The following is a 25,753-nucleotide window of genomic DNA, read 5'->3' as shown; positions in this document are numbered from 1 at the left end:
TTAGCAAGTTAGCGCGCTTTGCGCTTTGGCGAGTTAGCGGATCGGCGGAGTCCGATAGGATGCGTGGTTGATGGCATATGGGAAAAGCAGATTCCCTTCGGGAATGACAGATAGAAAAGCAAAGTCAACTGCAAAGGCAGAAGCAGATCCTTCGCTGCGCTCCGGATGACAATTCCTTGGTTGAGGTCGAAGGATTCTGTTACCCCACATTTGTGGGTTCGAGGAACCCAGGTCTCAGAATCGAGACCTGGGGCACCCGCATTCTTCGTCTCAAAGTTAGTCGTTGTAGTTTAGGCTCTCGATGCCAAGGAAGTTTGCGCCTTGGCCTAGTTCCTCTTCGATGCGGAGGAGCTGGTTGTACTTGGCGATGCGGTCGGTGCGCGAGGCTGAGCCGGTCTTGATCTGGCCTGCGCCGGTGGCTACAGCGAAGTCGGCGATGAAGGTATCTTCGGTTTCGCCACTGCGGTGCGAGATGACGCTGGTGTAGCCGTAACGGCGGCCTAGTTCGATGGCTTCGAAGGACTCGGTCACGGTGCCGATCTGGTTGAGCTTGATGAGGATGGAGTTGCCGACGCCTTCTTCGATGCCGCGCTGCAGGCGGTCGGTGTTTGTGACGAAGAGGTCGTCGCCGACGAGCTGGATCTTGCCGCCGAGCTTGTGAGTGAGGATGCGCCAGCCGTCCCAGTCGTCTTCGGCGAGGCCGTCTTCGAGGCTGACGATGGGGAATTGGCGGACCCAGTCGTCGTAGAAATTGACCATTTCTTCGCTGGAGAGCTCGCGCTTGTCGCTCTTCTTGAAGACATACTTCTTCTTTTCCTTGTCGAAGAACTCGCTGGAGGCGGGATCGAGAGCGATGGCGATCTGTTCGCCGGGTTTGTAGCCGGCGAGGGTGATGGCTTCGAGGATGACTTCGATGGCTTCGGTGTTGGATTTGAGCGAGGGTGCGAAGCCGCCTTCGTCGCCGACGGCGGTGGAGTAGCCCTTCTTCTTGAGGACGCCTTTGAGGGTGTGGAAGACTTCTGCGCCCCAGCGGAGGGCGTCGGAGAAACGCTCCGCGCCGACTGGCATGACCATGAACTCCTGGAAGTCGACGCTCGAGTCGGCGTGCGCGCCGCCGTTGAGGACGTTCATCATGGGAGTGGGCAGGATGCTGGCGTTGGCTCCGCCGAGATAGCGATAGAGCGGAATTTCGAGGGTCTGGGCGACGGCGCGGCTGGCGGCCATGGAGACGGCGAGGATAGCGTTGGCGCCGAGCTTGGACTTGTTGGCGGTGCCGTCGAGCTGGATCATGGTGTGATCGAGCAGGCGCTGGTTGGTGGCGTCGAAGCCTTCTAGCTCGGGGGCGAGGACGGTCTCGATATTTTCCACGGCCTGGAGGACGCCTTTGCCGAAGTAATGGGATTTGTCGCCGTCGCGGAGCTCCACAGCTTCGTGTTCGCCGGTGGATGCGCCGGATGGGACGGCTGCGCGGCCGAGTGCGCCGCTTTCCAGGATGACGTCTGCTTCTACGGTAGGATTGCCGCGCGAATCAAGAATTTCGCGGGCGCGAATAGCTACGATTTCAGTCATATCAGTCCTCGCAATGCGGTGCTGCAAGCGGTCATTTAATTTGGGGCGGCGATCTACGGCAAGCGCCTTACCAGCGATGCTTTGGATGGTGGTGAGTAGCTCTGCCATATGGGCGCAATCCCCTGAAAAGGATGTAAGCGAATACCTTGGGTAGGATAGCAAACCGGATTGCGGGACGATGGGTAGTGGGACACTTTTCGGGATTGAAGGTTGGCGATCTGCGCGGTGGAGTGTCTAGTTTGATTCGTGCTGTGGGCGATACCTCAGCCCTGCAATTTTGGCGAGAATTGGCTCATTTTTATTTGGGGGAAGCTATGGTGAAGAGTGGATATGGTGTCAAAAGGTCCGTTCTGAGGGATGTTTTGACCAGAATTTGCCACAACTTATAGATGGGTTGAGTGTTCAAGGGTAGGGTAGGTTTGCGCGGCGGTGGTGCGCGCGAGGAGGATTCTGCTATGCGTCGGCAAAATTTTGCAGCTTTGATGATGGCTTCCGCGGCTTTGAGTGTCGCGAGCGCGGCGATAGCGCAACAGACCGGCCAGTCGAGCGCTTACCAAGGGGTTTCACAGCCGCCGAATGATCCGATTGTGGCTTCGCAGGAGGTTCCGCCAGCGCCGCTGATTGCCAAGCCGCAGGCCGGAGTGGTGGCGCAGCCTGATTCGCAGCCAGTGCAGCCGAGTTCTCCGGGGCCGGATTCCAGCTATGTCGCGCCTGATGCGGGCCAGCAGGCCTTGGTGACGCGGCCGGAAGTGTCTGATCCGGATGGAGATATTGTGCATCCTCTCCGGGCGCGGCCGGGCGAGTTGCTGTCGGGTGTGACGATCCGGGTGCGGCTGACAGAGGGGATTTCGTCGACGGAGACCGAGAAGGGCGAGCCGTTTCACGGGCAGGTGGCTTCGGATGTGCTGCAGGATGGCAAGGTGCTGATTCCGGCGGGATCGGGGATCGAGGGCCGGGTGAGCGCGGTGACGAGCGGACATTTTGGCGGCCATGGGAGCTTCCGGCTTAGGCCCGAAGCTGTGATTCTGCCGGATGGATCGCGGTTCCAGCTTCATGCCGAGACAACGGGCGCTCCTGGATCGAAGGCGCGGGTTGGATCGGAGGGAACGATCAATCCTGGATCGAGGGCGAAGAAAGACGGGATCGAGTATGGCTCAGTGGTTGGCGCAGGCGCTGTAACGGGCGCTGTGCTAGGCGGTCCGGTGGGCGCGCTTACGGGCAGCCTGATTGGCGCTGGGGTGGTGACGACCCACCTGATGGTGGACCATCCGCAGGCGAGGCTGGAGCCGGGCGCGGTTCTGCTGTTTACTTTGACTGAGCCGATGAATCTTATGCCTGCCACAAACCAATAAATTGAGGGTGAAACTCGGGCCGGCGGATGGTTTCCCGCCGGCCTTTTTGTGTTTGCACGAGACGCCTGCGGGCGCTTGTTAGACTTGGGAGCGATGGGTACTTTTACGACTTCTCTTTCTTACCGGCAGCAATTGCTTTCGCTGCTGGCGCGGATCAGCTTTCGGCTGGGACAATTTACGCTCTCCTCAGGCGGAACGAGCGATTACTACATTGACTGTCGCACGACAACGCTCCATGCCGAGGGCGGGCGGCTGACCGGGCATGCTGTGCTGGAACTGCTGGCAGAAAAAGGAATTGAGGCGGAGGCTGTGGGCGGGCTGACGATGGGCGCGGACCCGATTGTCTGCAATGTGGCGACAGCGAGCGCGTGGCGGGCGATTGAGAAGCCGGGTTCTCCGCTGCTGCATGGATTTCTGGTGCGCAAGGCGGAAAAAGCGCATGGGACCGGGCGGCGGATTGAGGGATTTTGCCGGGAGGGTGCTCGTGTAGTGATTGTGGACGATGTCTGCACTACGGGCGCCTCCACGATCAACGCGATTCAGGCGGCGCGGGATGCCGGGATGGTGATTGCAGCGGTAGTGTGCCTGGTGGAGCGGCAGGAGGCGAATGGACGACCGACGGTTGAGGCTTCGGCGGCGGGCGCGCCCTTTTTTGCATTGTTTACAGCTACGGACGTTCGCGTGGAGCATGTGAAGGGGCAGAGTCAGGGCTAGAGTTTGCTTCTGCAGGCGACTCGGCCATGCCCCAAAAGAAATTGAGCAGACCGGTTCTCCTGCCGGCCTGCTCGTCGAGATGCAGCAATTGTTGCGTTTAGGGGTGATTCGTTTATAGACCGCCACCTGTGGCGGGTGTGGCTGCGTTTGCTGTAGAGGGTGCTCCCTGGTTGGAGAGCAGACGGATGTCGACGCGGCGATTCTTGGCGCGGCCTTCGCGGGTCTTGTTGTCGGCGACTTCCTTATCCTTGCCGATGCCGATCAGATAGAAGCGGTGAGCCGGGATGGCATACTTCGAGGCCAGATACTGGACAACGGCGTCGGCGCGGCGCTGGCTCAACGCGTAGTTGTAATCCGCGTCGCCGGTGGAGTCGGTGCCGCCGGTGACTTCAACAATGTAGCTCTTGGCGTTGGCAAGAGTAGCGGCGAAGGTGTCGAGTTGGGCCTTGTCGTCGTCGGTCAGCTTAGACTTGTCGAAGCCGAAGGTGACGGAGACGTTGCCGATGGCCTGATAGTTGTCGAGGCCTGCGACGACAGAGGCGAGCGAGTCGGCGCGGTGAACGGCGTCATTGGCGGCGTTTTGTGCGTCTCCGGCAGCCTTTTGGGCACCCTGTGCGTTTTGCGTGGCGGAGTCGGCAGCGCCCTGCGCTTTGGTGATGCCGGCCTGAGCGCGCTCGTCGGTATCATGGATGGCGCGATTGTTGGCGGCGGTTTTGTCGCTCAGTTCATTGGTATGGTCGATGATGGGCGCGGTCTGATTGCGGACGTAATTCTTGGTAGCGCAGCCTGAGAGAGTTGCAATCGCGGTGGCCAACACGGCGATCTTCAAAGCATCAATTCGTTGCATCATGGGGAAATCCTTTCGGTTAAAGGGCTCTACGCGGGTATCCGGCAGTGCTCATGCATTGCTTTCACCGTTATTGATGGCACTTCTGCGGCCAAAGTTGCCTGCTCCGGCATCTGGCTGAATCTATGGCGGTTATGGGGTTGGCTATGCGGAGCTGGCTGGCGATTTGTGTGTAATTTTTACATGGTTTAGGTAATGGTTACGTGGCAGGGTGCATGGGTGCGGCTGCGAAGTTCGATATTGCGATCAAGCTGAGCTGCCGCGCTTACAGCAGCTTAAGCAATTTTGCCGGGGCGGTTTGCGTGTAGCTGGTGCGGACGAGGTCTTTCACTTCGCTCCAGTCGACGTTGGGGAGATCGAGCCGGTAGCCGACCCAGCCTCTGGCGCCGATGTAGCGCGGGAGGTAGAAGTTGCGGGGACTGGTTTCGGCTAGCCGTGCGTTGTCGCCTACGAGGGGCTTGCAGCAGACGCTGACAATTGGGGCTTCACCTGGTCTGGCGGGGTCGTGTTCGTTTAAGAAGTAGGCGAAGATCTTTTTCGCGACGAGGAAGGTGGAGCGGCTAGGTTTGTCTTCGCGGGTTGTGCCGGGGAGGGCGAGGCAGATCTCGGTCAGCTTTACCATCCGATCCTGAATTGTTGATTGCGAAGCCATCACACGCCTGTTCGCGAAGATTGACTGATCGCGACTCACGGCGGAGCGCAGTGTCGTCAGTCAATGCAGTCTGCGGCGATTGAGGTTGCAAATCACTGTGCATTGAATGTCTTTTGGCAATGAAACGGCAAGTTAGCTGTCGGATTGATTACCGGACGAGAATCAGGCGTCTGAGGGCTGTTGAGCTGTCTAAGAAGATCGATCAAAGAGGCGAGAAACGGTGTCAAAGAATTCATGAGACGGAAGATGCTGGTATGTGGAACCGGAAACTAATTCAATAATTTTCGCGTCTGAGAGGATAGTTTTTCTCAGTCGACATTCGGGGGAATGATGATGAGAGTTGCTCCTCTTTTTCTGGTTATTACCAGTGCTTGTGCCTTCGGTCAGGATCCAGGGACTATTGCGATGCAACAAGCCGGTCAGCTTCAGGCCGCGCAACAGATGCAACAGGACATGCTGAATTCGGGGCTACAGAGCATGCAAGTTATGCAGCAGCAACAGTCAGAGATGGCGCAACAACAACAGATGCTCGCGGCGCAGCAGTCCGCTTCGCAATTGCCGAGGAAGTTTCTAAATGCGCCGACCAAGGCTTCTGCGCAATTTCTGAGGATGGGCCAGCCAGCCTTTTCCGTAAAGTCCGGTCAAGTTGATTCCGGGACGAGGGTGCGGATCAAGTGGCGAACGACTGACAACTTTTCCACTGTCTATTACTCGACCGACGGCTGGACACCAACTACCGCTTCGGTGCTCTACAAAGGACCAATCCGGATCAATGCAACCACCCATCTCCAAGCGATCGGGGTTGGACCTAACTCCGAGCGCAGCGAGGTCAGCCAGGCATATTACATTATAGGTAGTCGTTGGACAACTCCCATTGAGCAGCCACCTTTGATTACCGATGGAAAGCTTAGAGCCGGAAATACGCTGCAATTGGTGACTGTTGCCAAGACCAGCTCAGATGCCGCTAAAACGGGAGACAGAATCCCCCTGGTGCTGGATCAGGATGTGAAAGTGGGCGATTCGGTCGTCGTTCCCAAAGGGACTCCAGTCGATGCTGTCTTGACGGTCGCTTCGCCGTCGGTCGAGTACTATACGCCGGGCATTCTCACTTTCGAGGTCCGCTCGCTCAGCGCGCACGGAAAGTCAATTCTCCTGCGCGGGGGCGAAACCATGGAGGGAGCGGACAAGTGGGAGCCGGAAGCTGTGATCAAGCCGGGTATGGCGCTTACCGCGACGGTAGCCGCAGATGTGACACTTGAGCCATAGGACGGCCTCGGACAATCGAACGACCTTGAGCGAGAAGCGGGGCATTGGCGGCCTGTGAGTGGCTACACTAGAAGTCGGGGCTATCCAGTCACGGACCTCGGCGACGACCCTCTTCTCCATGGACTTCTACGAAAAAATTCGGACTTTGCCTACGCAGCCCGGGGTGTATCTGTACAAGAACGCCGAGGGCCAGGTGATCTATGTGGGCAAGGCGCGTAACCTCCGTTCGCGGGTGCGGAGCTACCTGCTGGCGGCGAGCCAGGCCAACGCCAAGACCGGGACGCTGATGCGCGAGGCGGTCGATCTGGACTACATTCTCGTGGCGAACGAGATGGAGGCGCTGGCGCTTGAGAATAACCTGATCAAGCAGCGGAAGCCGCGGTTCAACATTTTGCTGCGAGATGACAAGACGTATCCGTATGTGAAGCTGACGCTGGGGGACCGGTTTCCCAAGGTTTTTGTGACGCGGCGGCTGCGCAAGGATGGTTCGGCGTATTATGGGCCGTATTTTCCGGGGAATCTGGCGTACCGGGTGGCGGAGCTTATCCATCGCAGCTTTTTGATTCCGAGCTGCAAGGTGGATCTTTCGCGATATCATCCGCGGGCTTGTTTGCAGTACTACATTCACCGCTGCCTGGGGCCTTGCGTCAAGGAGCTGACCACGCCGGAGATGTATGCGGGCGCGGTGAAGGATGCTCAGCTCTTTTTGGAGGGCAAACATGCGGAGCTGGAGCGGTCGCTGCATGGGCGGATGGCTGAGGCCGCTGAGGCGGAACAGTTTGAGCTGGCGGCGCGATACCGGGATCTGATTTCGACGGTGCATCAGTTGGAGGAGAAGCAAAGGATTGCAACGGCGGAATCGGATGATGCGGATGTCTTTGGGTATCACTACGAGGGCGGGTGCATTGCGGCGAATCTGTTTCATATTCGCTCGGGGAAGATTGTGGACCGGCGGGAGTTTTTCTGGGAGGAGTTGCCGGAGTTTTTGACGGAGCCCGTGGCGGAGGTCGATACGGAGGAAGAGCTTGAGGCGGCGATGATGGCGGCTTCGCAGGATGAGAGTGCGCCAGACGCGCCGGCTTTTGATGCCGGGCAGTTCTTCTCGGCGCTTTTGAAGCAGCTTTATATCGATCAGCAGTATGTTCCCAGGACGATTCTGGTGCCGGTGGATTTTGAGGATCGCGAATCGCTGGCGACGCTGCTGGCGGAACGGAGCGGGCATCGGGTGGAGCTGGCTGCTCCGCAGCGGGGCGATAAGCGTTCGCTGATTGACCTGGCGGGACAGAATGCGAAGCAGTCGTACACGCAGCGCTTCCGCGTGCTGGAGCCTTCGCGGAAGGCGATTCAGGAGTCGCTGGCGGATGTGCTGATGCTGCCGGAGCTGCCGAAGCGGATTGAATGCTTCGATATCTCGCATATTCAGGGCGCGGAGACGGTGGCTTCGATGGTGGTGTGGGAAGACGGCGCGATGAAGAAGTCGGCTTACCGGAAGTTTCAGGTGAAGACGGTGTCGGGCGTGGATGATTTCGCGTCGATGCGCGAGATTGTCGGGCGGCGGTATAAGAGGGTGAAGGACGAGGGGCAGACGATGCCTTCGCTGATCTTGATTGACGGTGGATTGGGGCAACTTCATTCGGCGGCGGATGCGCTGGAGGAGTTGGGATTTACGAGCCAGCCGCTGGCTTCGATTGCCAAGCGCGAGGAAGTGATCTACGTGTACGGCAATGAGGATGAGCCGGTGGTGCTGGATCGGCGGTCGCCGGTGCTGCATTTGGTGCAGACGATTCGCGATGAAAGCCACCGGTTTGCGATTGGGTATCACCGCAAGCGGCGCGAGATGCGGGACCGGGATTCGGAGCTGCTGGAGATTCCGGGGGTGGGGCAGGGAACGCGACAGCGGCTGCTGACGCACTTTGGGAGCCTGCGCGAGGTGCGGGAGGCGACGGTGGATTCGCTGGCGGCGGTGGTGCCGCGCAAGACGGCGGAGGCTATCTGGGGGCATTTTCATGCAGGATATGCGAATTCTTCTCCATTGACTGTTCTTAAACAGTAGACTGGGTCGGATTCCGACCGGACGATTTTGCGGAACTGTGGAAGAAGCACTTCCGTAGTGAGCCGTAATTCCGAAGGCCGCTGGAGTTGGTGCACGTGACTACTGTTCTTCTGCAATCCATATCTCACTCTGCCGTACGTGGACCGCTTCGGTCTGCCTTGTTTCTGGCTGGCGGCTTTGCTGTGTTTACGCTGGCTTTGCATGTCGTCTGCTCGCTGTATGGATCACGGCTCGGATACGGATTTTTTCGCGACGAGCTGTATTTTCTGGTCTGCGCGCATCATCTGGATTGGGGATATGTAGATCAACCGCCGCTTGTGGCGGTGCAGGCGCGGATTTCGGAAACGCTCTTTGGGCTGACGCCGACTGGGATTCGCGTGTTGAGCTTTGCGGCTGGAGCGGTGAAGGTAGGGCTGACGGGATTGCTGGCGTGGCAGCTTGGCAGACGGCGACGGGCTCAGGTGCTGGCTATGATGGCCGCGCTGGCTGCGCCGGTCTTTCTGGTGGCGGATAATTACCTTTCGATGAATTCGTGGGAGCCTTGCTTCTGGATGGGCTCATTGCTGGTGCTGCTGCGGATTGCGGAGGGGAGTCTGTCGCCGCGGTGGTGGCTAATGTTTGGATTGCTGGCCGGGCTGGGGATTGAGAACAAGGATTCGACGGTTTTCTTTCTGGTGGCGTTGCTGCTGGGGTTGCTGGCGACTCCGCAGCGGAGGCTGCTCTGGTCGGGATGGGTGGCGGCTGGGATCGCGGTGATCTTTCTTGTGGTGCTGCCTAACTTCTGGTGGCAGTGGCAGCATGGATGGCCGACTTATGAGCTGCTGAATAATATTGCGCATTCAGATAAGAATACGAAGCTGCCGCCGCTGGCGTTTCTAAAGCAGCAGGTCGATATGCTGCTGATCTTTTCGGCTCCGCTGTGGATTGGCGGTCTGGTGTGGCTGGGCATTGCGCGGACTGCGAGGGCGTGGCGGTTTGTTGCTGTGACTTATCTTGTCTTTCTGGCGATGATGATGGCGATGCACGCCAAGGATTATTATCTTGCGCCGATTTATCCGGTGCTGTTTGCGGCTGGGGCTGTTTGGTTTGTGCAGGTCACTCGATGGGGGTGGCCTGCTTACGCATATTCCGCGGTGCTGGCTATCTTTCTGGTGGTGGCTACGGTTCCGATTGGGCTTACTGTTTTGCCGCCCGAGGCTTACAGCGGATGGGCTGCGCACTTTGGGGCGAATAAGACGCGGACGGAGAAGTTTTCGAGTCCGCTGCCGCAGTATCTTTCGGATCGCTTTGGTTGGGAGGAGATGGCTCAGGGGTTTGTTGCACGCTATAACGCGCTGTCTCCGGAGGAGCGGGCGAAGACGGGTATCTTCTGCGGGAATTATGGTGAGGCGAGCGCGGTGAATGTACTGGGGCCGAAGTATGGGCTGCCGGAGGCGATCAGCGGGCACCAGAATTATTTCTACTGGGGCTGGCATGGGTATTCAGGCGAGTCGATGCTGACTCTGGGGAATGACCGGAATGACTATCTGAAGAGTTACGAGGAAGTTATCGATTTAGGAGCGTTCGATGCGCCGTGGATTATGAATCATGAGCACCATCACTACTTCCTTCTGAAGCATCGCAGGAAGAGTTATGCGTCGGAGTGGGCGGAGTTCAAGTATTGGTATTAGAAGCGGGCTCGAATTTCCGAGCCCGGCTGTGATCTCACCAGCTATGGAGCCAGCCGTCCTGCTCGCCGATTCTTACTTCTGTGCCTAATAGGTCTGACAGGACGGGTGCGGTCAATAGCTGCTCTCTGGGGCCGTCAGCGACGATACGGCCTTTTTGCATAAGGATGACGCGCTCGATCTCGGGCGGGATGTCGTTGAGGTGGTGGGTGACGAGAATCAGGCCGACGCCGTCGGCGATGAGGCCGCGCAGGCTTTCGCGGAGGTCGCGCTGGGCTGCAAGGTCGAGGGCGTTGGAGGGCTCGTCGAGGAGCAGTTGTTGCGGGCGATGGGCCAGGGCGCGGGCGATGAGGATGCGGCGCTTTTCTCCGGCGGACATTTCTCCGACTAGATGGTTGATGAGATGCGAGGCGTGGATGCGTTCGAGGGCTTCGGTGGCGCGCTGGCGCATTTCGTCGGTGACGATGAGGTTGGGCCAGAGGGTTGAGGCAGAGAAGAAGCCTGCAATGACGGCGTTGAGACCGGTGGTGCGTCCGGTGGAGCTGCCGGCGGTGTCGGGTGCGCGCGAGGTGGAGTAGAGGCCGGGATGGGAGTCGGAGACGACTCCGAAGTGCTTGCGTAGCTCGGTGAGATCCCAGCGGCTGTGTCCGAAGAGACTGACTTCCGGCCGAGGCTGGTCGAGCCCTGGGATAGCGGGGTAGAGTTCGCAGGTCATGGTGCGGATTAGGGTGCTTTTTCCACAGCCGTTGGCGCCCAGGATGGCGACGTGTTCGCCGGTCTGGATGGTGAGGTTGATGTCGTGGAGGACGTTGCGGTCGCCGAGGGCCACGTTGACATTGGCCATTTTCAGGAAAGGGTGCTGCGCGGGTTCGGAGGTCATCTCATTTGTTAGAGTAAACGCTGGTTGAGGTGAATCCCATGTCTCAGGATCGAGACATGGGGCACCCAGTTATTGTCAGAGGATGTAACAGATGAGTGATGTTTCTGGATTCTTGATTCCTGCGGGGTTTCGGTTTGCGGCTACGCGGGCGGGGCTGAAGCCAAGCGGGTGGCCGGATTTTGCGCTGATTGTGGCGGATGAGGCTGCGAGCGCGGCGGCGCTGTTTACAGCGAATCGGATAACGGCTGCGCCGTTACACGTCGATAAAGAGCATCTGCGGGCTACAGGAGGCCGGGTGCGGGTGGTTGCGATAAACGCCGGCAATGCCAACTGTGCGGCTGGGCAGGCGGGTTTGGATGCGGCCTATGCGACGTGTTCGGCTGCGGCGATGGAATTTGGTTGCCTGCCGGAGGAGGTATTTCCTTCGTCGACTGGGGTAATCGGGGTTCCGCTGCCGGTGGAGAAGCTGGTGAAGGCGCTGCCGGTGGTGAAGGCTGAACTGGGCGCTGAGTCTGATCACTTTCAGCAGGTGGCACAGGCGATTTTGACGACGGACCTGGTGGAGAAAACGGCCTTTCTGCGATTGGAGATCGGCGATAGGGAAGTGCGGATCGCGGCTGTGGGGAAGGGCTCGGGGATGATCCATCCTCGTCTGGTTCCGGGGCAGGCCCCTGCGGCTCCGCATGCAACGATGTTGGTTTATATTCTGACGGACGCGGAGGTTGAGCCTGCCGTGTTGCAGGGGATGCTCAATGCGGCGGTTGAGGTGAGCTTCAACCGGATTTCGGTGGATGGGGACACTTCGACGAACGATACGGTGCTGCTGCTGGCTTCGGGGGCGAGCGGGGTGAAGATACCCGCGGGATATACCCCATTTGCAGAGGCACTCAAGCAAGTGGCGAAGTCGCTGGCGAAGCAGATTGTGGCGGATGGCGAAGGTGTTCGGCATGTGGTGGAGCTGCGGGTGAATGGCGCGGCGTCGGATGCGGAAGCGGTCGTGGTGGCGAAGGCGATTGCGCATTCTCCGCTGGTGAAGACGGCGTGGGCTGGGTCGGACCCGAATTGGGGAAGGCTGATGGCGGCGATTGGGAATTCAGGCGCGCAGATTGAGCCGGAGCGGATCGATATCTGGTTTGGCGAGCTGCGGATTTGCCGGGATGGCGGGCGTGCGCTGGAGATGGATGTGGCTGCCGCGCATGCCTATTTGCGGCAGCCTGAGTTTTCGATCAGCATAGATCTCCATCAAGGCGAGGGTAGTTGCATCTTCTGGACGACGGACCTCACGGCGGAGTATGTCCGTATCAATGCGGATTACTCTACCTAAATAGCGAGCGACGCGTTCTTTCTGTGTTGCAGTGCGGTTCCTGGGTGCTTTGGCCAGTTGGTGATTGCTTTGAGGACCAGGAAGAGCGCGATTTGCATGAGCAGAGCGCCGGTTGTATCCAGCAGCACATCGGAGAAGACGCCGGTGCGGTTGGGCAGGAAACTCTGGTGAAGTTCGTCGGCGCTGGCGGCGCAGAATGTTGTGGCGATTGCAAGGCCATGGCATGCGAGACGTCTCCCGATGCGCATTGGAAGCTGGCTGGCCCGGTTGCGCAGGGTGAGCCAGAATGCGCGGAAACAGACCAGAGAGAACGTGCCGTATCCTGTGAAATGGCCGGTCTTGCGAATGATGTGATGGATGTCGCTCCAATCGCCATCGACGGCTGAACCGAAGATGCCGTGGAAGACGGTGTGCAGTGGCATGGAGGTGCGATCCGCGCCGAATGCTGCTGTGGATTCGATCGCGAAGATGCAGGCGAAGAAGAAGACGGGTAGCCATGCGCGGAACAGCGCAGGCCTGCGGAAAGAAGCGCGCCGATAGGAGTAGCGTGCGAAGAAAGTAGAAGACAAGTTGATAAACTCCTTTGCGGTTGACCGGGTGTGGACGAATTAAGCGGATGAAGAATGGAACCGATTCAACCAGATGATATGTACTTCGCTATAAGATAAGGCAATTTTCGCGCCAAACTGTAACTTGTTGTAGCCATGTAAGTTCATTCAAATGAAACCGGCTGGACCTTCAAGTAAAAATTACATTGCAGACGGACCGGAAAGGGAAAAATACAGGGTTCGAAAAAGTTTCATGCATTTTTCTTTTTTTTTGAGTCAGGGCAAGCGATCCATCAACCAAGTGACAGGCGACCAAACCGGCCAGCGAGCGACCGAGTGAAAATACCGCACTGCGGAACTGATACCAGAATGCGAGTTGCGGGTTGTGGCCTCGTTCGTGCACATTGAGAGTGGAAGTTTGCGCGGATTTGGGCTTTTTGTGTGAGTTCGAATGGGCTGTGCATTACCGGCAAGACTGAGTGCCATTGGTTTGTTAAGCACACAGGGCCGGGCTCCGGCGGTTCTACAATCAGAGGGATAAGAGGTAACGGGAATTATGGCTACCAAGGTGAAAGAGCCGGTTGAAAAGGCGGCTGCATCCGCGAACGGAGCTTCTGGAAGCACGGGGCTCATCAGCAATGAAAAGCTGCGCCAGCTCTATGCGACGATGCTCAAGTGCCGCACGCTGGAAGAGCGGGCTCGTGTGCTGTTCAAGCAGAGCAAGTTCACCGGCAACTACTATGCCGCGGTGGGTCAGGAAGCGGCCGCGGTAGGTACGGCGATCGATCTGCGTGTGGAGGATACGATCGGGCCTTCGCATCGTGACTTCATTACGGGATTCATCAAAGGCGCGCCGCTGGACAAGATGCTCTGCCACTTGTATGCGCGCGGGAATTCGCCGGACAAGGGACGTTCGTCGCCGGCGCACTTTGGGTATGCTCCGCTGAATGTGATTACGCCTGCTTCGACGATTGCCGCGCAGTTGAATATTGCGACGGGCGTTGCGCTGGCGAACAAGATGAAGAAGAACGACAACATCGCTGTGGCGTATTCGGGCGATGGTTCGACTTCATTGGGCTTCTGGCATGAGGCGCTGAACTTTGCCGGCGTGCATGATCTGCCGATCGTCTTTGTTTGCCAGAACAATCTGTGGGCGGAGTCAGTGAATTTGCAGTTCCAGACGAAGGTGCCGGATATCAGCACGAAGGCGCAGGCGTATGGATTCCCTGGGATCACGGTCGACGGCAACGATGTGGTTGCGGTGTATCGCGTGGCGCAGGAAGCGATTGCGCGGGCGCGGCGCGGGCAGGGTCCTACGCTGATTGAGTGCAAGACCTATCGCTGGTATGGGCACTCGGAGATCGATCCGGCGAAGTATCGCGATCCGGAAGAAGTGGAGCGGTGGAAGGCGAAGGATCCGATTGCCAACATGGAGAAGTATCTGACTGGCAAGGGACTGTTTACGGCGGAGTGGAAGCAGGAGATTGTGGACGGCTTCAACAAAGAGCTTGACGCGGCGATTGAGATTGCGGAACAGAGCGCGCTGCCGGAGGGCGTGGAGGCGCTGGATCATGTCTTCTCGTTTGATATTCGCGAGCGGGTGTTGAATCCGAAGAGTTATTCGCCGAGTTACTAAGTCGCCGAAAAGCAGATTCCCTGCGGGAATGACAGAAAGAAAAGCAGGTCTTCGGTCAGGATGACAACTTTTAGCAGATAGTCAGGATTGGTAGAGCTATGGCATTAGTGACATACATCAGCGCGATTACCGAGGCGCTGCAGGAAGAGATGCGGCGCGATGAGCGCGTGTTCATTATCGGCGAGGATGTGGGCGTCGAGGGCGGCGTCTTCAAGGCGACGAAGGGGCTTTACGAGGAGTTTGGCGCGGAGCGGGTGATCGATTCTCCGCTGGCTGAGGGCATCATCGTTTCGTCCGCAATTGGCGCGGCTTTGGCGGGGTTGAGGCCAGTGCCGGAGATTCAGTTTTCGGACTTCATTACGCCGGCGATGGATGCGCTGACGCAGCAGGCGGCGAAGCTTCGCTATCGCTCCGGTGGCACGCAGACGTGTCCGCTGACGCTGCGTGTTTGCTATGGCGGCGGCGTGGGCGGCGGCTTGTATCACTCGCAGACCAACACGACCTGGTTTGCGCATGAGCCTGGCCTGGTTGTTGTCGCGCCTGGTACGGTTGCGGATGCGAAGGGCATGTTGAAGGCTGCGATCCGGCAGGATGATCCGGTGATTTATTTCGAGCACAAGAAGCTCTATCGCTCGATCAAGGAAGATTTGCCGGATGGCGATGATTTTGTCACGGACCTCTTCAAGGCCGCGGTGCGCAGGCCGGGGACGGATTTGACGCTGGTGACGTATGGTTGGACGTTGCAACTTTCACTGCAGGCGGCGGAGAAGATTCATGCGGAGACGGGTGCGGAGATTGAGGTTGTCGATCTGCGCGTGTTGAATCCGCTGGACAAGGATACTTTTCTGGAGTCGCTGGCGAAGACGGGGCGCATGTTGATTGTGCATGAGGATCATCGCACGCTGGGTATTGGCGCGGAGATTGCGGCGATTGCAGCGGAACAGGCTTTCGATTGCCTGGATGCTCCGATTGTGCGGCTGACGGCGCCGGATGTGCCTGCGATCCCGTTCTCTGCGCCGCTGGAGAAGTTCTACCTGCCATCGGTGGACAAGATTGTGGATGCGGCTACGAAGTTATTGAATTACTGAGAGATTGAGCACTTGTGAACAGCGAGCGCCCTTCCTTCGGGAAGGGCGTTTGTTTCATTGACCCTGCTCCGTGCGCTTCAGTAGAGTTAGGGTATGAGTATCCTTGGCAGCCGGTCGCGCGCCTCAATCGTCCGCATTGTTTTTTTGCTGGTGGGCACGTTATTAACCCTGAGTGCTGCGCCGATGTTTGCTGAGTCCCCTGGCGAAACAGGGCCGAACGCAGATGTGGATGCCAATAGCCCAGCTGCTCCTGTTGCTCCCTGCCAGACTGCTGAGCTGGGCTCGCCGTATATACCGATGGATAGCTGGGTCTATCCATCGCTCGCGCGGCTGTATTCGCTGGGATATGTGGACCTGGCGTTTCTGGGGCTGCGGCCGTGGACGCGTGCCAGCGTGCTGCACATGCTGGAGGAGACGTCTGCGCATCTGGAGGATGCTCCGGATAGTGCTGCGAACGATGAGGCTCGCTCGCTGTATGACGCTGTGATGCATGAGGTGAATGGCGACGTGTCGGGCCCGTGCTTTCAGCATCGCGGGAAAGCGACTGTGGAGTCGGCGTATGAAGTTGCGCGTGGCATCTCCGGTACGCCGCTGCATGACAGTTTCCATATTGGCGAGACGATTACGAACGATTACGGGCGGCCGGTCGAGAATGGATTCGACAGCTATTCGGGTGTGAGCGGTTATGCTACGGCCGGAATTTTCACGCTGTATGCGCGCGGGGAGTTTCAATATGCTCCTTCGGCTGCAGGGTATTCGCAGGCACTCTTCGATCAGCTCTCGGCGCTGGATAATATTCCAGTGGCGACGAATCCGGAGCAGCCTACTATCCCGCTGGGGCCGATCTCCTCGGCTACGAATATGCGGCTGATGGAGGGCTATCTTTCAGCGCATACGCTGGGACACGAGATTTCTTTTGGCAAGAGCGATGCGTGGTTCGGACCTGCGCAGGGCGGAGCATACGCTTATTCCACGAACGCCGAGAATATCTATGCCTTTCGCATCGACCGCGTTGAGCCGCTGCATATTCCGGGGCTTTCGCGCATTACCGGACCATTCCGCTACGAATTCATGGTGGGTTCGCTGAAGGGTCATACGGATTGGAACGATCCGTGGGTGCATGTGGAGAAGATCAGCTTCAAGCCGACGCGCGATCTGGAGTTTGGGTTTGAGCGTACGGTTATCTGGGGCGGCGAAGGCCATGTGCCGATCACAATTCATTCCTTCCTGAAGAGCTTCTTCAGCGTCCAGAATGTCACGGCGGCGGTGAAGACTTCGCGGAATGATCCGGGTGCGCGGTTTGGCGCATTCGATATGAGCTACCGGCTGCCGTATCTGCGCAACTGGTTGACGTTCTTTACGGATTCGGAGGCGCATGACGATGTTAATCCGATCTCCGCGCCGCGCCGAGCGGATTTTCGGACAGGGTTGTATCTCTCGCATGTGCCGGCGGTACCCAAGCTGGATTTGCGGGTGGAAGCGGCGATGGACGATCAGTCCACATCGAGGAGCGTGCGCGGCGAGTTCACTTACTATGAGGGTGAGCAGCCGCAGGGATACACCAACGCCGGGCAGATTTTTGGCGACTGGATGGGACGCGAGGCCAAGGGTGGACAGGCGTGGGTGACCTACCACTTGAGCGGCAATGAATGGATTCAATTCAACTGGAGACGCCAGAAAGCGGCGAAGGATTTCATTGCCGGTGGAACGACGATCGACGATTACGGCGCGCAGGTAGTGAAGCGCATCGGTCATGATCTTGAGGTGAAGGGTAACTTCACTTATGAGAACTATCTGGCGCCGATTTATCTGACGAACAAGCAGACGGTTACGAATACTACGTTCCAACTTACGTGGTATCCACAGCGGAAGGTGAGTTTCTGAGATAGGCAGTCAAGGCTCAGATCAAATTCGCTCGGAAAACTCTGAATGCGTTCTATGCAGAATGTTCTTTCATCTGCGGAGGCTGGTATCCGGCCTCCGCAGATGGCTTTTCAGGCCATGATGATTCCGGCGGATTTATAGATTTCGCGGATATAAGTCATGTCGCGCAGGCCTTCTTCGCCGGGGCTTTGCGGGGTTTTGTTCTCGAGGATGCATTTGGAGAAGTGATCGGCTTCCTTGGTGAAGTGGATCGGGTCTTTTTCCAGGTTGGGCTGGTCGAGTTTGATGAATTTGCCGTTGTCGTCGCGGTATTCGGCGGTGAGGCGGAGGCCGTCGTAGACGAAGGCAGGGTTTACTTCGAGCCAGCCTTTTGAGCCGTAGACACGGAAGTAGCCTTCCATCTGTGCGCCATAGGTGGTGTTGCAGCTCGCGGTGATCCCGGAAGGGAATTTGGTGATCCAGGCGATGTTTTCTTCCACTGTGGCGAAACGGGGATCCTTGGGATTGCTGTAGGTATAGGCGGAGATGCTGGCCGGTTCTTCGCCGGTGAGGTAGCGGGTGGCGTTGAGGCTGTAGATGCCTACATCCATGAGCGGGCCGCCGCCGGCTAGGGGCTTCTGGAGGCGCCATTCCTTGGGGCCGCAGTCGAAGCCGAAGGCGCTTTGAATTTGCTGCACCTGGCCGAGTGCGCCGTCGCGGATGAGTTTGACGGCGGCGAGGTTGGTGGTTTCGTAGTGGCAGCGGTAGGCGATCATGAGTTTCACGTTTGCTGCTTTGCAGGCGTCGATCATGGCGTGGGCTTCGGGGACGCTAACGCACATGGGCTTTTCGCAGAGGACATGTTTGCCGGCCTTGGCGGAGCGGATGGTGTATTCGGCGTGCATGGAGTTGGGCAGGGCGACGTAGACGGCGTCGATCTCGTGGTTGTCGCGCAAGCGGTCCATATTTTCGTAGTTATAGATATTGGAGGTGGGGACTCCGTACTGCGCAGCGATGCGGGCGGCTTTGTCGGGGTGTCCGGAGACGAGAGCGACGACTTTGGAGTTGGAGGTGTCCTGGATACCGCGCATGAAGTGGTCGGCGATGCGGCCGAGGCCGATGATGGCGTAGCCGATTTTGCGGTCAGAAGATTGAGCTCGCAGTTGTGGGGCGAGTTGGGCGGCAAGGCCGAGCGCGCTGAGCCTGGTGAATTCGCGGCGGGACAGATGCATGGTTCTAACTCCTATAAATCGATTTTCTGGGGTTTCCCGGGGATGGTCTTCAATTTCGCTCCGAGTATAAGCCCTGCTGGCCGCGCCGGGGAAGCAATGGCCGTCGAGTATTGATAGATTGCTGTTAGGTATTTGCCATGGAACATCATCGCCGCGGGGTTGAGCCGAAGAGTGCCTGGAAGACGTTGCTGGCCTTCGCGATTATCTATTTTGTGTGGGGATCTACGTTCCTTGCCATTCGCATTGGCGTGCGCGAGGTGCCGCCATTTCTGTTCGCGGCGATGCGGTTCGCTGTGGCTGGGCTTGTGCTTTTTGGATGGATGATTGCGAAGGGTGAGCGATCTCCGAAGGGGCGCGAATGGCTTTCGGCGCTGCTCCTGGCTACGCTGATTTTTGTCTTCGATTACGGGCTGTTGTTCTGGGCCGAGCAGCGAGTGCCATCGGGGATTGCCGCGGTGATGCTGGCGACGATTCCGGCGTTCATGGCGTTGTCGGAGATTGTCTTGCTGCGAACGCAAAGGTTGACTGCGCGCCTGGCGTTGGCGCTTGTGATCGGGCTTGGAGGCGTGGCCGTGCTGGTGAGCCGCTCGCTGAATCTGGGTGGCGCGCCGATCGACAGGGCGGGAAGCGTGGCGCTGATTGTTGCGGCAATGAGTTGGTCGATCGCGTCGGCGCTGACGCGCAGGTTGCCGCTTCCCGAGTCCAAGGTGATGAGTTCGGGGGCGCAGATGCTGGCGGGCGGAGTGCTGCTGACTCTAGCGGCGGCGGTCAGGGGTGAGTTTCGCGGCCTGGATCTAACCACGGTCTCGCGGGGCGCGTGGATGGCGCTGCTCTACCTGATTGTGGCGGGGTCGATTATCGGGTTCACCGCCTACGTGTGGCTGATTCATCATGAGTCGCCGACGAAGGTCGGGACCTATGCGTATGTAAATCCAGTGGTGGCGGTGGTTGTGGGATATTTTCTGGGCGGTGAGGCGCTTGGTGTGCGCACGATCCTTGGGACTCTGCTGGTTCTGACGAGCGTGGTCGTCATCACAACGACCCGGGCAACGAAGTCGACGACGGAGACGAGGGTGAAGCTCGTCTCGAAGTGAATGGCGGTAGCTGTTCCTGTATCGCGTTCTGGATCGCGAAGCTCAGTTTTCCGGGATGATCACGAATGGCACTGTGGCTTCCTGGAGATTGCCGGCGAGCGATGCGACTTGTGCGACTTGTTTGATCGGGACCGGAAGCCGGAGTGTCCATTCCGGAGACTTGAGCTCCGGCATGGGGGTTGCGTGAAAGAGCTTTTTGCACTGGCGGGCGGTCCATCGGGCCCAGTTCTTGGATTTTTTGCGGCGGGCGCTGTCGGTTGAGATTCCGGTGCCGGCGTACATCTGCCGGTAGAGCTTGGAGAGGAAGATGAAGGCGATTCGCGAGCGGAGATTTGGCGTGCAGGCTGACCTTTGCCAGATGGCGCTCCAGTTATAGAAGCGGTCCCAGACCTTCTGGGTGCGGTCGCGAATTTCGTCCGAACTCATGGTGGGGTGCGGGGTAAACATTTTGGGGCGGATTTCGGTGGGAATCATCCAGTAGCGGGTGATGGGCACGTCGCCGACCATGGTGGGGTTCTTGTCCTGCTCTTTTTCCCAGCGCGCGAAGTCGACGGTGCCGGGAAACGGGGTCATCATGACGAACTGGGCGAAGGTTACGCCGGCTTTCAGGGCCATCTGGACTGTTGCGTCGAAGGTGGCGGGCTTGTCTGTGGGCAGGCCGAAGATGAAGGAGCCGAGGACGTGGACTCCATGCTGCTTGAAGGTTTGCAACTGCTTTGCTAGCGCTTCGCCGGAGTAGTTCCAGTCTTTGAAGACGGCTTTGAGTCCCTCGGGGGTGACGGCTTCTACGCCGACGAGGGCGCCTTTGATGTTGGCGCGGCGCATTGCGTCGAGGTATTCACCGTCTTCGCCGGCTTCCATGGTGATCTGGGTGAAGAAGACCATGTCTTTGGGTAGTTTGGCGAGCTCTTCCATGAGCTGGAATCGCTCGGCGCGGATCGCGGTCAGTTCGCCCAGCTTGGCGAGGTTGTTCTGCTGGCGGGCGAGGCGCAGGTCAGTCAGGGTGACTGGATAGAAATTGTCGTCGGCGAGAGCTATGAAGCGGAAGCCGAGGCGGCGGAGATTGACGATTTCGTCGATGACGCTCTCGAACTGGCGCTGGCGAGGCTGCTGGCCGTCGGTGCGCCAGACGCTGCAAAAAGAGCAGTGCTTGGGGCATCCGCGGATGGTTTGGACGGAGGCCCACATGTATTTGTCGGGCTGCATCAGGTCCCAGCGGGCGGCGAGGAACTGGTTGCCTTCGATGCGGCCGCCTTCGTAAATTCTGGCGGGGTTGCCGGCGAGGCAGTCTGCTACTACGCGTCCCCAGGCGATGTCGCCGTCGCCTTTGACGATTGCGTGGGCTTCGCCTTTTTCGAGGGCTTCCTCGGGAAAGAGCGTGGCGTGGATTCCTCCGTAGACGACCCATGCGCCGCGTGCCCTCGCCATTTTGCCGACTTTGTATCCGCGCAGGGCGTTGCCGGTGTGCACGCTGATGCCAACGATATCTCCGGGCTGGATGGTTTCGGGAACGATCGGTTCGAGGGATTCGTCGACCAGGATCGGATCGCCTGCGGATTTTGGGGTGGCGGCTGCGAGGACAAACAGCCATCTCGGCGTAATTACGCCCGTGCCAAAAGAATTGTCACTGGGATTAACTAGATGGACGTTCACTGGGGCCCGCTTTCCTAGATAAAACCGGTGGCCTGAGAGAACGTGTTTGCAATAGTTGAGTTTTAGGAGCCTATCGCCGACATCTGCCTCTGCATCCTCGCCGGTGACGAGGCTTCCGCCGGTGTTTGATGGCCATCATACACGGAGATGGTTGCTGCTGGGATTAATTCGAGATTTCGATGCTGAAGCTGGCCGGATTTGGGAATCGCCTAGAGACGCCAGACGGCTACGGCCTGTTGGGGGGGAAATTGCGTGATTGGGGCAGGTGAGTGAGCGGAAACCGGAGAGGCAGGAGGTGGGTTACACTCAGGGTGATGCGGGTAATGGGGATCGATTGCGGGACGGAGATCACCGGTTTCGGGGTGGTGGAGTCGGACGATGAGAGCCGGAATCCCCGGTTGATTTGCCGGGCGTTCGGTGGGATTCGCCTGCCGAAACAGAAGACGATGCCGCAGCGGCTGAAGCAGGTATTTGACGAGCTCAATACGGTGCTTGAAGAGTGGCGTCCTGACGTGGTCGCTGTGGAAGAGGTCTTTTATTCTGTGAATGCCAAGTCGGCGCTAAAGCTGGGACAGGTGCGGGGGGTGGCGCTGCTGACGATCGCTCAGATGGGTTTGCCGCTGGCTGAGTATGCTCCGCTGAAGATCAAGTCTTCGGTGGTGGGCTATGGGCTGGCGGGCAAGGAGCAGGTGCAATTCATGGTGGCCCGGCTGCTGGGTCTGGATGCGCCGCCCGAGCCGCCCGACGCGGCGGATGCGCTGGCGATCGCCATTTGTCACATTCACACGGCGCAGACACTCGCGATGCAGGAGACTCGGGGATGAACGGGTTGTCTCTGAGAGGGATGAAGCTGAGGGCGCTGGGGTTGATTGCCTGCACGGCTTTCTTTACTTCGGCGCTGCGTGCTCAACAGTCCGCTGTTTTCCAGATTGAGTTTACGAATCTGCAACTTGTGCCGTCGCACTGGACGCTCAAACTGAGTCCGGACGGGAGCGGGCAGTTTGATGCGGAGGGTGGGCAACCGACGCAGGAGGAGGCTAAGACGATCCTCGCCGGGGATGTGCATCGGCCTGTGCAGTTAAGTCCTGCCTTCACGGAGCAGGTGTTTTCGACGGCACGGACGCGGCGGTGGTTTGCCTTTCCGTGCGAAAGCCACATGAAGGTGGCCTTTCAAGGGACGAAGCGACTGAGCTATTCCGGTCCGGAAGGGAGCGGGGCCTGTGAATACAACTACTCGAAGGACAAACAGATCGAGGAGCTTGGGAATTCGCTGATGGCGGTGGAGTTCACGATTCTGAGCGGGGCGCGCATGGAAAAGCTGCTGCAGCATGACCGCCTGGGACTGGACGAGGAGCTTGACAACCTTGTGACTGCGCTGCACGAAGGCAGCGCGGCTGAGGTGGGCACGATCCGCGAGACTTTGACCCGAATTGCGTCGGATGAAGAGGTCATGGATCGGGTGCGGCGCAAAGCGCGGCAGTTGTTGACGCAAATTCGCTAACAGAGTTTACTTGGATCGGGTATTTTTTGAGTATTTGCGACTTCCGTTTGGGATTCGGGTCTAAGTAACGTTGGGGTTCGTCTCACATACTGAACGACCGGTTTGCGGTGCGCCAACGTCTTTACTGCATGGTTCGCAAAGCTCGTTCGGGTGGGACAAAGGAGAGTCTCTCCATGAAAACTTTTACGCATACCTCTGCCAAGGGTTCTCGACCAGAGCTGAGCGACGGGCCGGCGCATTGGGTTGCATCTTTGACGGGACTCGGGAAAATCCTGCCTGCGGCTGGAGCGATTTTTGTGCTCGCCGCGTGTGCTGTCTGGGCTACGGCTGCTGCTGCTTTGCCACTCGATGACGATGATGCTCCGGATGTCGCGCAGACCGGGTCCGATTCGCGTGCGGTGCGGTTAAGCACGGTTGAGGGGCAGGTGCGGGTGATTCAGGATGGACAGGTGATCGCCGATCCGGCTTACGCCAATCTACCGCTCTTCGAGGGCGCGGAGGTGAACACCGGCAACGACGGGCGGGCCGAGGTTCAGTTGGAGGACGGGAGTCTGGTGCGCCTGTCGCCGAATTCGATGCTGACATTTACTGTTTTGCAGCAGCAGGGAACCGGATCGCGCACGGAGGTTGTGCTGAATAACGGCCTGGCGTATTTCGAACTGCAGCCGAGTAATGAGGAGCACAGCCTGCGGGTGAGTTATGGCCCTGCGTCTTTTTCGGCGAGCAGTTTTTCCGTGGTGAGGCTCACGCTGGACACGCCTCCGGGAGAGATGGCGTTATTTTCCGGGAATGTGCATCTGGATCGCGGCGATTCGATGCAACTGGATATGCATGGCGGAGAGAGCCTGACCCTGGATGCGAACGATCAGACTCGCTACAACCTTGCCGAGTCGATCGAGCCGGATTCGTGGGATAGCTGGAATGCGGATCGCGACCAGGTGCTGAACCAGGAGGCGGGCGAAAAGACGGCGGCCAGCAGCGGTTATGTGAATTCGCAGGGCGTCGGAATGGGCGATCTGGATGCCAACGGAAATTGGTATGACGTTCCGGGCCAGGGATATGTGTGGTCGCCGTTCGATGCGCAGGCGGCTGGCGCGTCGTGGGATCCATATGGATACGGCAGGTGGGTCAACTATCCGGGGTATGGGTTTATCTGGAATTCGGGGTACGACTGGGGCTATGCGCCGTTCCAGTGCGGATTGTGGAATTACTACGATAACTTCGGCTGGGGCTGGGCTCCGGGTGGAGGCTGCAGTCCGTGGTGGTATGGCACCGGTTGGGGATACAACATCGGCACCGGCCCGCGAGGTTATCTTCCGCCGCGGCGTCCGGGGGGTGGCGGACCGGGGCACCCGCATCCGGTGGGAAGTCGCACACTGGTGGCGGCGAACGTGATTCCGGTGGACCGCCGCACGGTCAAGACTGTCAATATGGCACAATATGCGCGGCCGGCGCAGCCAGTAATGATTGGCGGGCATACCGTGGCGCCACTGCGGCCGGTTGCTCCGCGACCGGGCTATGATCGCGGGGCGGCGTTCGCGAATCGCGAGTCTGGCCGCGAGGCGGGCGGCTACTATCCTAGTCCGACGAGGCCTGCTGCGACGTATATGCATCCTGGGCAATCGGGGTATTCGGGCACACGGATGTCTTCGATGCCGGCCAGCCATGCGCAGTCGTTCTCTTCTTCCTCGTCTTCCGCTTCGCATTCGTCATATTCCGGTGGCGGTGGGATGAGCGGTGGTGGTGGTCATGTCGGGGGCAGCAGTGGCGGAGGCGGTGGTGGTGGTGGCGGAAGCCACAAATAACGCTTATTGGCCGAGTTTCAGTTAATTCACAATCGTGCCGATCGCTTTTGGGTGATCGGCACTTTTGTTTTGCGGGATTTTCAGCGGGAAAGAGCGCGCCAGATGGCGGCCAGTTCCTCTACGGTGAGAGCTTCGGCGCGGATCTGCGGCGAGATACCCGTGGTTACGAAGGCGTCGCCGATACGGTCTGCCGATTGTGCGGCGGCGCGGAGATTATTCGAGAGCGTCTTGCGCTTTTGGGCGAAGCACTGCTTAAGAAATGCTATGAACGCCGCTTCTTCAACTCCTAGTTCGGAGAAGCGCGGAGCAAAGATCCAGCGGAAGACAGTGGAGTGTACCTCGGGCGGCGGGGCGAAGGCTTCCGGCGGCAGAGTGAGGAGCGGCTCGGTGCTTCCGTAGAGTTGAAGGGTGACGGAGAGCAGGCCGTAGTCGCGCGATTCCGGCCGGGCGGTGACGCGGTCGGCGACCTCGCGCTGGACCATCAGAACGGCACGGTCAATTGCCGCTGCGCTGGCGGCGAGGCGGAGCAGGATGGGCGAGGTGATGTAGTACGGCAGATTTCCAACGACGAGCAGTGATTCTTCCGCAACTTTGGCCGCAGCGGCGAAATCAAAGCCAAGGACGTCCTGGCGGCAAACGGTGACGTTGTGGAAGCCCTTTTCGGGGGAGAAACGCTCTTGGAGCATCCAGGCGAGCTCGCGGTCGAGTTCTATGGTGATTAAATGCTTTGCCTGGGCGGCAAGGCCTTCGGTGATGGCTCCTTTGCCGGGGCCGATTTCGACGACGGTTCGGGTGCCGAGTGGCCCGAGCGCGGCGATGATGCGTTCGATTGCCTTGGGGGCGCGCAGGAAATTCTGTCCCAGCTTTGATTTTGCGGCCATGGTTGCTCTTTCTGCGCGGGAAGTCCCACGGCGGGGCGTAGTAGACTTGGCGGGTTGGGCCTGATTCCGCCCGGATTCCCAGGATCAATGGGCCATATCGGAGAAGTTACCGTCCAATTTTGTTCCGG

Annotated in this window: 21 protein-coding genes; 13 read left to right on the top strand and 8 right to left on the bottom strand. The window is 58.8% G+C overall.

The window, feature by feature from the left end; translation table 11 throughout:
- Window positions 1–276: 276 nt before the first annotated feature.
- Window positions 277–1,677 (bottom strand): phosphopyruvate hydratase, encoded by a 1,401-nt coding sequence (gene eno, locus OHL23_RS24550; protein WP_449701821.1) that lies wholly within the window; start codon window positions 1,675–1,677, stop codon window positions 277–279.
- Between the two features lie 347 nt (window positions 1,678–2,024).
- Between eno and OHL23_RS24545 the strand changes: the two genes are divergently transcribed.
- The gene (locus OHL23_RS24545; RefSeq protein WP_263354670.1) at window positions 2,025–2,921 is read left to right on the top strand and encodes a hypothetical protein; all 897 of its coding nucleotides are present in this window, start codon (window positions 2,025–2,027) and stop codon (window positions 2,919–2,921) included.
- A 93-nt stretch (window positions 2,922–3,014) separates the two neighbouring features.
- Window positions 3,015–3,635: an orotate phosphoribosyltransferase gene (gene pyrE, locus OHL23_RS24540; RefSeq protein WP_263354669.1), complete on the top strand. Its 621-nt coding sequence runs from the start codon at window positions 3,015–3,017 to the stop codon at window positions 3,633–3,635.
- A 112-nt stretch (window positions 3,636–3,747) separates the two neighbouring features.
- Here the strand turns inward: pyrE and OHL23_RS24535 are convergent, their stop codons facing one another.
- Both OHL23_RS24535 and OHL23_RS24530 read right to left on the bottom strand, forming a co-directional pair.
- Window positions 3,748–4,485 (bottom strand): OmpA family protein, encoded by a 738-nt coding sequence (locus OHL23_RS24535; protein ID WP_263354668.1) that lies wholly within the window; start codon window positions 4,483–4,485, stop codon window positions 3,748–3,750.
- A 262-nt stretch (window positions 4,486–4,747) separates the two neighbouring features.
- Window positions 4,748–5,134 carry an MmcQ/YjbR family DNA-binding protein gene (locus OHL23_RS24530; RefSeq protein ID WP_263354667.1) on the bottom strand — a complete coding sequence of 129 codons (387 nt, stop codon included), beginning with the start codon at window positions 5,132–5,134 and terminating at the stop codon, window positions 4,748–4,750.
- Between the two features lie 405 nt (window positions 5,135–5,539).
- Here OHL23_RS24530 and OHL23_RS24525 point away from each other — a divergent pair, with 405 nt between their 5' ends.
- The 3 genes from OHL23_RS24525 (at window position 5,540) to OHL23_RS24515 (ending at window position 10,123) form a co-directional block, all read left to right on the top strand.
- Window positions 5,540–6,400 (top strand): chitobiase/beta-hexosaminidase C-terminal domain-containing protein, encoded by an 861-nt coding sequence (locus tag OHL23_RS24525; RefSeq protein WP_263354666.1) that lies wholly within the window; start codon window positions 5,540–5,542, stop codon window positions 6,398–6,400.
- Window positions 6,401–6,518: 118 nt separating this feature from the next.
- A complete protein-coding gene (gene uvrC / locus OHL23_RS24520) occupies window positions 6,519–8,453 on the top strand; it encodes an excinuclease ABC subunit UvrC (protein WP_263354800.1) in 1,935 nt (644 codons plus the stop codon).
- A gap of 95 nt (window positions 8,454–8,548) precedes the next feature.
- Window positions 8,549–10,123, top strand: coding sequence for a glycosyltransferase family 39 protein (locus OHL23_RS24515; protein WP_263354665.1), 1,575 nt, complete (start codon window positions 8,549–8,551; stop codon window positions 10,121–10,123).
- Window positions 10,124–10,157: 34 nt separating this feature from the next.
- Here the strand turns inward: OHL23_RS24515 and OHL23_RS24510 are convergent, their stop codons facing one another.
- The gene (locus OHL23_RS24510; protein ID WP_263354664.1) at window positions 10,158–11,000 is read right to left on the bottom strand and encodes an ABC transporter ATP-binding protein; all 843 of its coding nucleotides are present in this window, start codon (window positions 10,998–11,000) and stop codon (window positions 10,158–10,160) included.
- Window positions 11,001–11,091: 91 nt separating this feature from the next.
- Between OHL23_RS24510 and argJ the strand changes: the two genes are divergently transcribed.
- Window positions 11,092–12,324 carry a bifunctional glutamate N-acetyltransferase/amino-acid acetyltransferase ArgJ gene (gene argJ / locus OHL23_RS24505; RefSeq protein ID WP_263354663.1) on the top strand — a complete coding sequence of 411 codons (1,233 nt, stop codon included), beginning with the start codon at window positions 11,092–11,094 and terminating at the stop codon, window positions 12,322–12,324.
- On the opposite strand, the gene OHL23_RS24500 is transcribed toward argJ, so the two are convergent.
- A complete protein-coding gene (locus tag OHL23_RS24500; protein ID WP_263354662.1) occupies window positions 12,321–12,893 on the bottom strand; it encodes a VanZ family protein in 573 nt (190 codons plus the stop codon). The genes argJ and OHL23_RS24500 overlap by 4 nt on opposite strands.
- A 535-nt stretch (window positions 12,894–13,428) precedes the next feature.
- Here OHL23_RS24500 and OHL23_RS24495 point away from each other — a divergent pair.
- The 3 genes from OHL23_RS24495 to OHL23_RS24485 all read left to right on the top strand — a co-directional run bounded on the left by OHL23_RS24495 (window position 13,429) and on the right by OHL23_RS24485 (window position 17,480).
- Window positions 13,429–14,508 carry a thiamine pyrophosphate-dependent dehydrogenase E1 component subunit alpha gene (locus OHL23_RS24495; protein ID WP_263354661.1) on the top strand — a complete coding sequence of 360 codons (1,080 nt, stop codon included), beginning with the start codon at window positions 13,429–13,431 and terminating at the stop codon, window positions 14,506–14,508.
- A 98-nt stretch (window positions 14,509–14,606) separates the two neighbouring features.
- The gene (locus OHL23_RS24490; RefSeq protein WP_263354660.1) at window positions 14,607–15,596 is read left to right on the top strand and encodes an alpha-ketoacid dehydrogenase subunit beta; all 990 of its coding nucleotides are present in this window, start codon (window positions 14,607–14,609) and stop codon (window positions 15,594–15,596) included.
- Window positions 15,597–15,689: 93 nt separating this feature from the next.
- A complete protein-coding gene (locus OHL23_RS24485) occupies window positions 15,690–17,480 on the top strand; it encodes a capsule assembly Wzi family protein (protein WP_263354659.1) in 1,791 nt (596 codons plus the stop codon).
- A 110-nt stretch (window positions 17,481–17,590) separates the two neighbouring features.
- On the opposite strand, the gene OHL23_RS24480 is transcribed toward OHL23_RS24485, so the two are convergent.
- Window positions 17,591–18,691 carry a Gfo/Idh/MocA family protein gene (locus OHL23_RS24480; protein WP_263354658.1) on the bottom strand — a complete coding sequence of 367 codons (1,101 nt, stop codon included), beginning with the start codon at window positions 18,689–18,691 and terminating at the stop codon, window positions 17,591–17,593.
- A gap of 137 nt (window positions 18,692–18,828) precedes the next feature.
- On the opposite strand from OHL23_RS24480, the gene OHL23_RS24475 reads away from it, so the two are divergent.
- On the top strand, window positions 18,829–19,785 hold the full coding sequence (locus OHL23_RS24475) for an EamA family transporter (protein ID WP_263354657.1): 957 nt from the start codon (window positions 18,829–18,831) through the stop codon (window positions 19,783–19,785).
- 42 nt (window positions 19,786–19,827) lie between these two features.
- Here OHL23_RS24475 and OHL23_RS24470 read toward each other — a convergent pair whose 3' ends face one another.
- On the bottom strand, window positions 19,828–21,438 hold the full coding sequence (locus tag OHL23_RS24470; protein ID WP_263354656.1) for a B12-binding domain-containing radical SAM protein: 1,611 nt from the start codon (window positions 21,436–21,438) through the stop codon (window positions 19,828–19,830).
- Between the two features lie 314 nt (window positions 21,439–21,752).
- Between OHL23_RS24470 and ruvC the strand changes: the two genes are divergently transcribed.
- The 3 genes from ruvC to OHL23_RS24455 all read left to right on the top strand — a co-directional run bounded on the left by ruvC (window position 21,753) and on the right by OHL23_RS24455 (window position 24,744).
- On the top strand, window positions 21,753–22,262 hold the full coding sequence (ruvC, locus tag OHL23_RS24465) for a crossover junction endodeoxyribonuclease RuvC (protein ID WP_263354799.1): 510 nt from the start codon (window positions 21,753–21,755) through the stop codon (window positions 22,260–22,262).
- The gene (locus OHL23_RS24460) at window positions 22,259–22,939 is read left to right on the top strand and encodes a hypothetical protein (protein ID WP_263354655.1); all 681 of its coding nucleotides are present in this window, start codon (window positions 22,259–22,261) and stop codon (window positions 22,937–22,939) included. Before ruvC ends, OHL23_RS24460 begins: the two co-directional genes overlap by 4 nt.
- Before the next feature lie 173 nt (window positions 22,940–23,112).
- Window positions 23,113–24,744 carry a FecR family protein gene (locus OHL23_RS24455; protein ID WP_263354654.1) on the top strand — a complete coding sequence of 544 codons (1,632 nt, stop codon included), beginning with the start codon at window positions 23,113–23,115 and terminating at the stop codon, window positions 24,742–24,744.
- 80 nt (window positions 24,745–24,824) lie between these two features.
- On the opposite strand, the gene rsmA is transcribed toward OHL23_RS24455, so the two are convergent.
- Window positions 24,825–25,625 carry a 16S rRNA (adenine(1518)-N(6)/adenine(1519)-N(6))-dimethyltransferase RsmA gene (gene rsmA / locus OHL23_RS24450; RefSeq protein WP_263354653.1) on the bottom strand — a complete coding sequence of 267 codons (801 nt, stop codon included), beginning with the start codon at window positions 25,623–25,625 and terminating at the stop codon, window positions 24,825–24,827.
- Window positions 25,626–25,753 lie beyond the last annotated feature (128 nt).

Origin of the sequence: Acidicapsa acidisoli (assembly GCF_025685625.1) — a bacterium.
In the GTDB taxonomy this organism is placed as follows: Bacteria; Acidobacteriota; Terriglobia; order Terriglobales; family Acidobacteriaceae; genus Acidicapsa; species Acidicapsa acidisoli.
Note: the sequence above shows the minus strand (reverse complement) of the source record. Positions and strands in the feature narration are given on the sequence as shown.

Coding starts and splice junctions, on each gene's coding strand:
- OHL23_RS24525 (WP_263354666.1), top strand. CDS start 5,540: ATGCAACAAGCCGGTCAGCTTCAGGCCGCGCAACAGATGCAACAGGAC.
- argJ (WP_263354663.1), top strand. CDS start 11,092: ATGAGTGATGTTTCTGGATTCTTGATTCCTGCGGGGTTTCGGTTTGCG.
- OHL23_RS24455 (WP_263354654.1), top strand. CDS start 23,113: ATGAAAACTTTTACGCATACCTCTGCCAAGGGTTCTCGACCAGAGCTG.
- ruvC (WP_263354799.1), top strand. CDS start 21,753: ATGCGGGTAATGGGGATCGATTGCGGGACGGAGATCACCGGTTTCGGG.
- eno (WP_449701821.1), bottom strand. CDS start 1,677: ATGGCAGAGCTACTCACCACCATCCAAAGCATCGCTGGTAAGGCGCTT.
- OHL23_RS24460 (WP_263354655.1), top strand. CDS start 22,259: ATGAACGGGTTGTCTCTGAGAGGGATGAAGCTGAGGGCGCTGGGGTTG.
- OHL23_RS24535 (WP_263354668.1), bottom strand. CDS start 4,485: ATGATGCAACGAATTGATGCTTTGAAGATCGCCGTGTTGGCCACCGCG.
- pyrE (WP_263354669.1), top strand. CDS start 3,015: ATGGGTACTTTTACGACTTCTCTTTCTTACCGGCAGCAATTGCTTTCG.
- OHL23_RS24495 (WP_263354661.1), top strand. CDS start 13,429: ATGGCTACCAAGGTGAAAGAGCCGGTTGAAAAGGCGGCTGCATCCGCG.
- OHL23_RS24490 (WP_263354660.1), top strand. CDS start 14,607: ATGGCATTAGTGACATACATCAGCGCGATTACCGAGGCGCTGCAGGAA.
- OHL23_RS24530 (WP_263354667.1), bottom strand. CDS start 5,134: ATGGCTTCGCAATCAACAATTCAGGATCGGATGGTAAAGCTGACCGAG.
- rsmA (WP_263354653.1), bottom strand. CDS start 25,625: ATGGCCGCAAAATCAAAGCTGGGACAGAATTTCCTGCGCGCCCCCAAG.
- OHL23_RS24485 (WP_263354659.1), top strand. CDS start 15,690: ATGAGTATCCTTGGCAGCCGGTCGCGCGCCTCAATCGTCCGCATTGTT.
- OHL23_RS24475 (WP_263354657.1), top strand. CDS start 18,829: ATGGAACATCATCGCCGCGGGGTTGAGCCGAAGAGTGCCTGGAAGACG.
- OHL23_RS24480 (WP_263354658.1), bottom strand. CDS start 18,691: ATGCATCTGTCCCGCCGCGAATTCACCAGGCTCAGCGCGCTCGGCCTT.
- OHL23_RS24545 (WP_263354670.1), top strand. CDS start 2,025: ATGCGTCGGCAAAATTTTGCAGCTTTGATGATGGCTTCCGCGGCTTTG.
- OHL23_RS24510 (WP_263354664.1), bottom strand. CDS start 11,000: ATGACCTCCGAACCCGCGCAGCACCCTTTCCTGAAAATGGCCAATGTC.
- uvrC (WP_263354800.1), top strand. CDS start 6,519: ATGGACTTCTACGAAAAAATTCGGACTTTGCCTACGCAGCCCGGGGTG.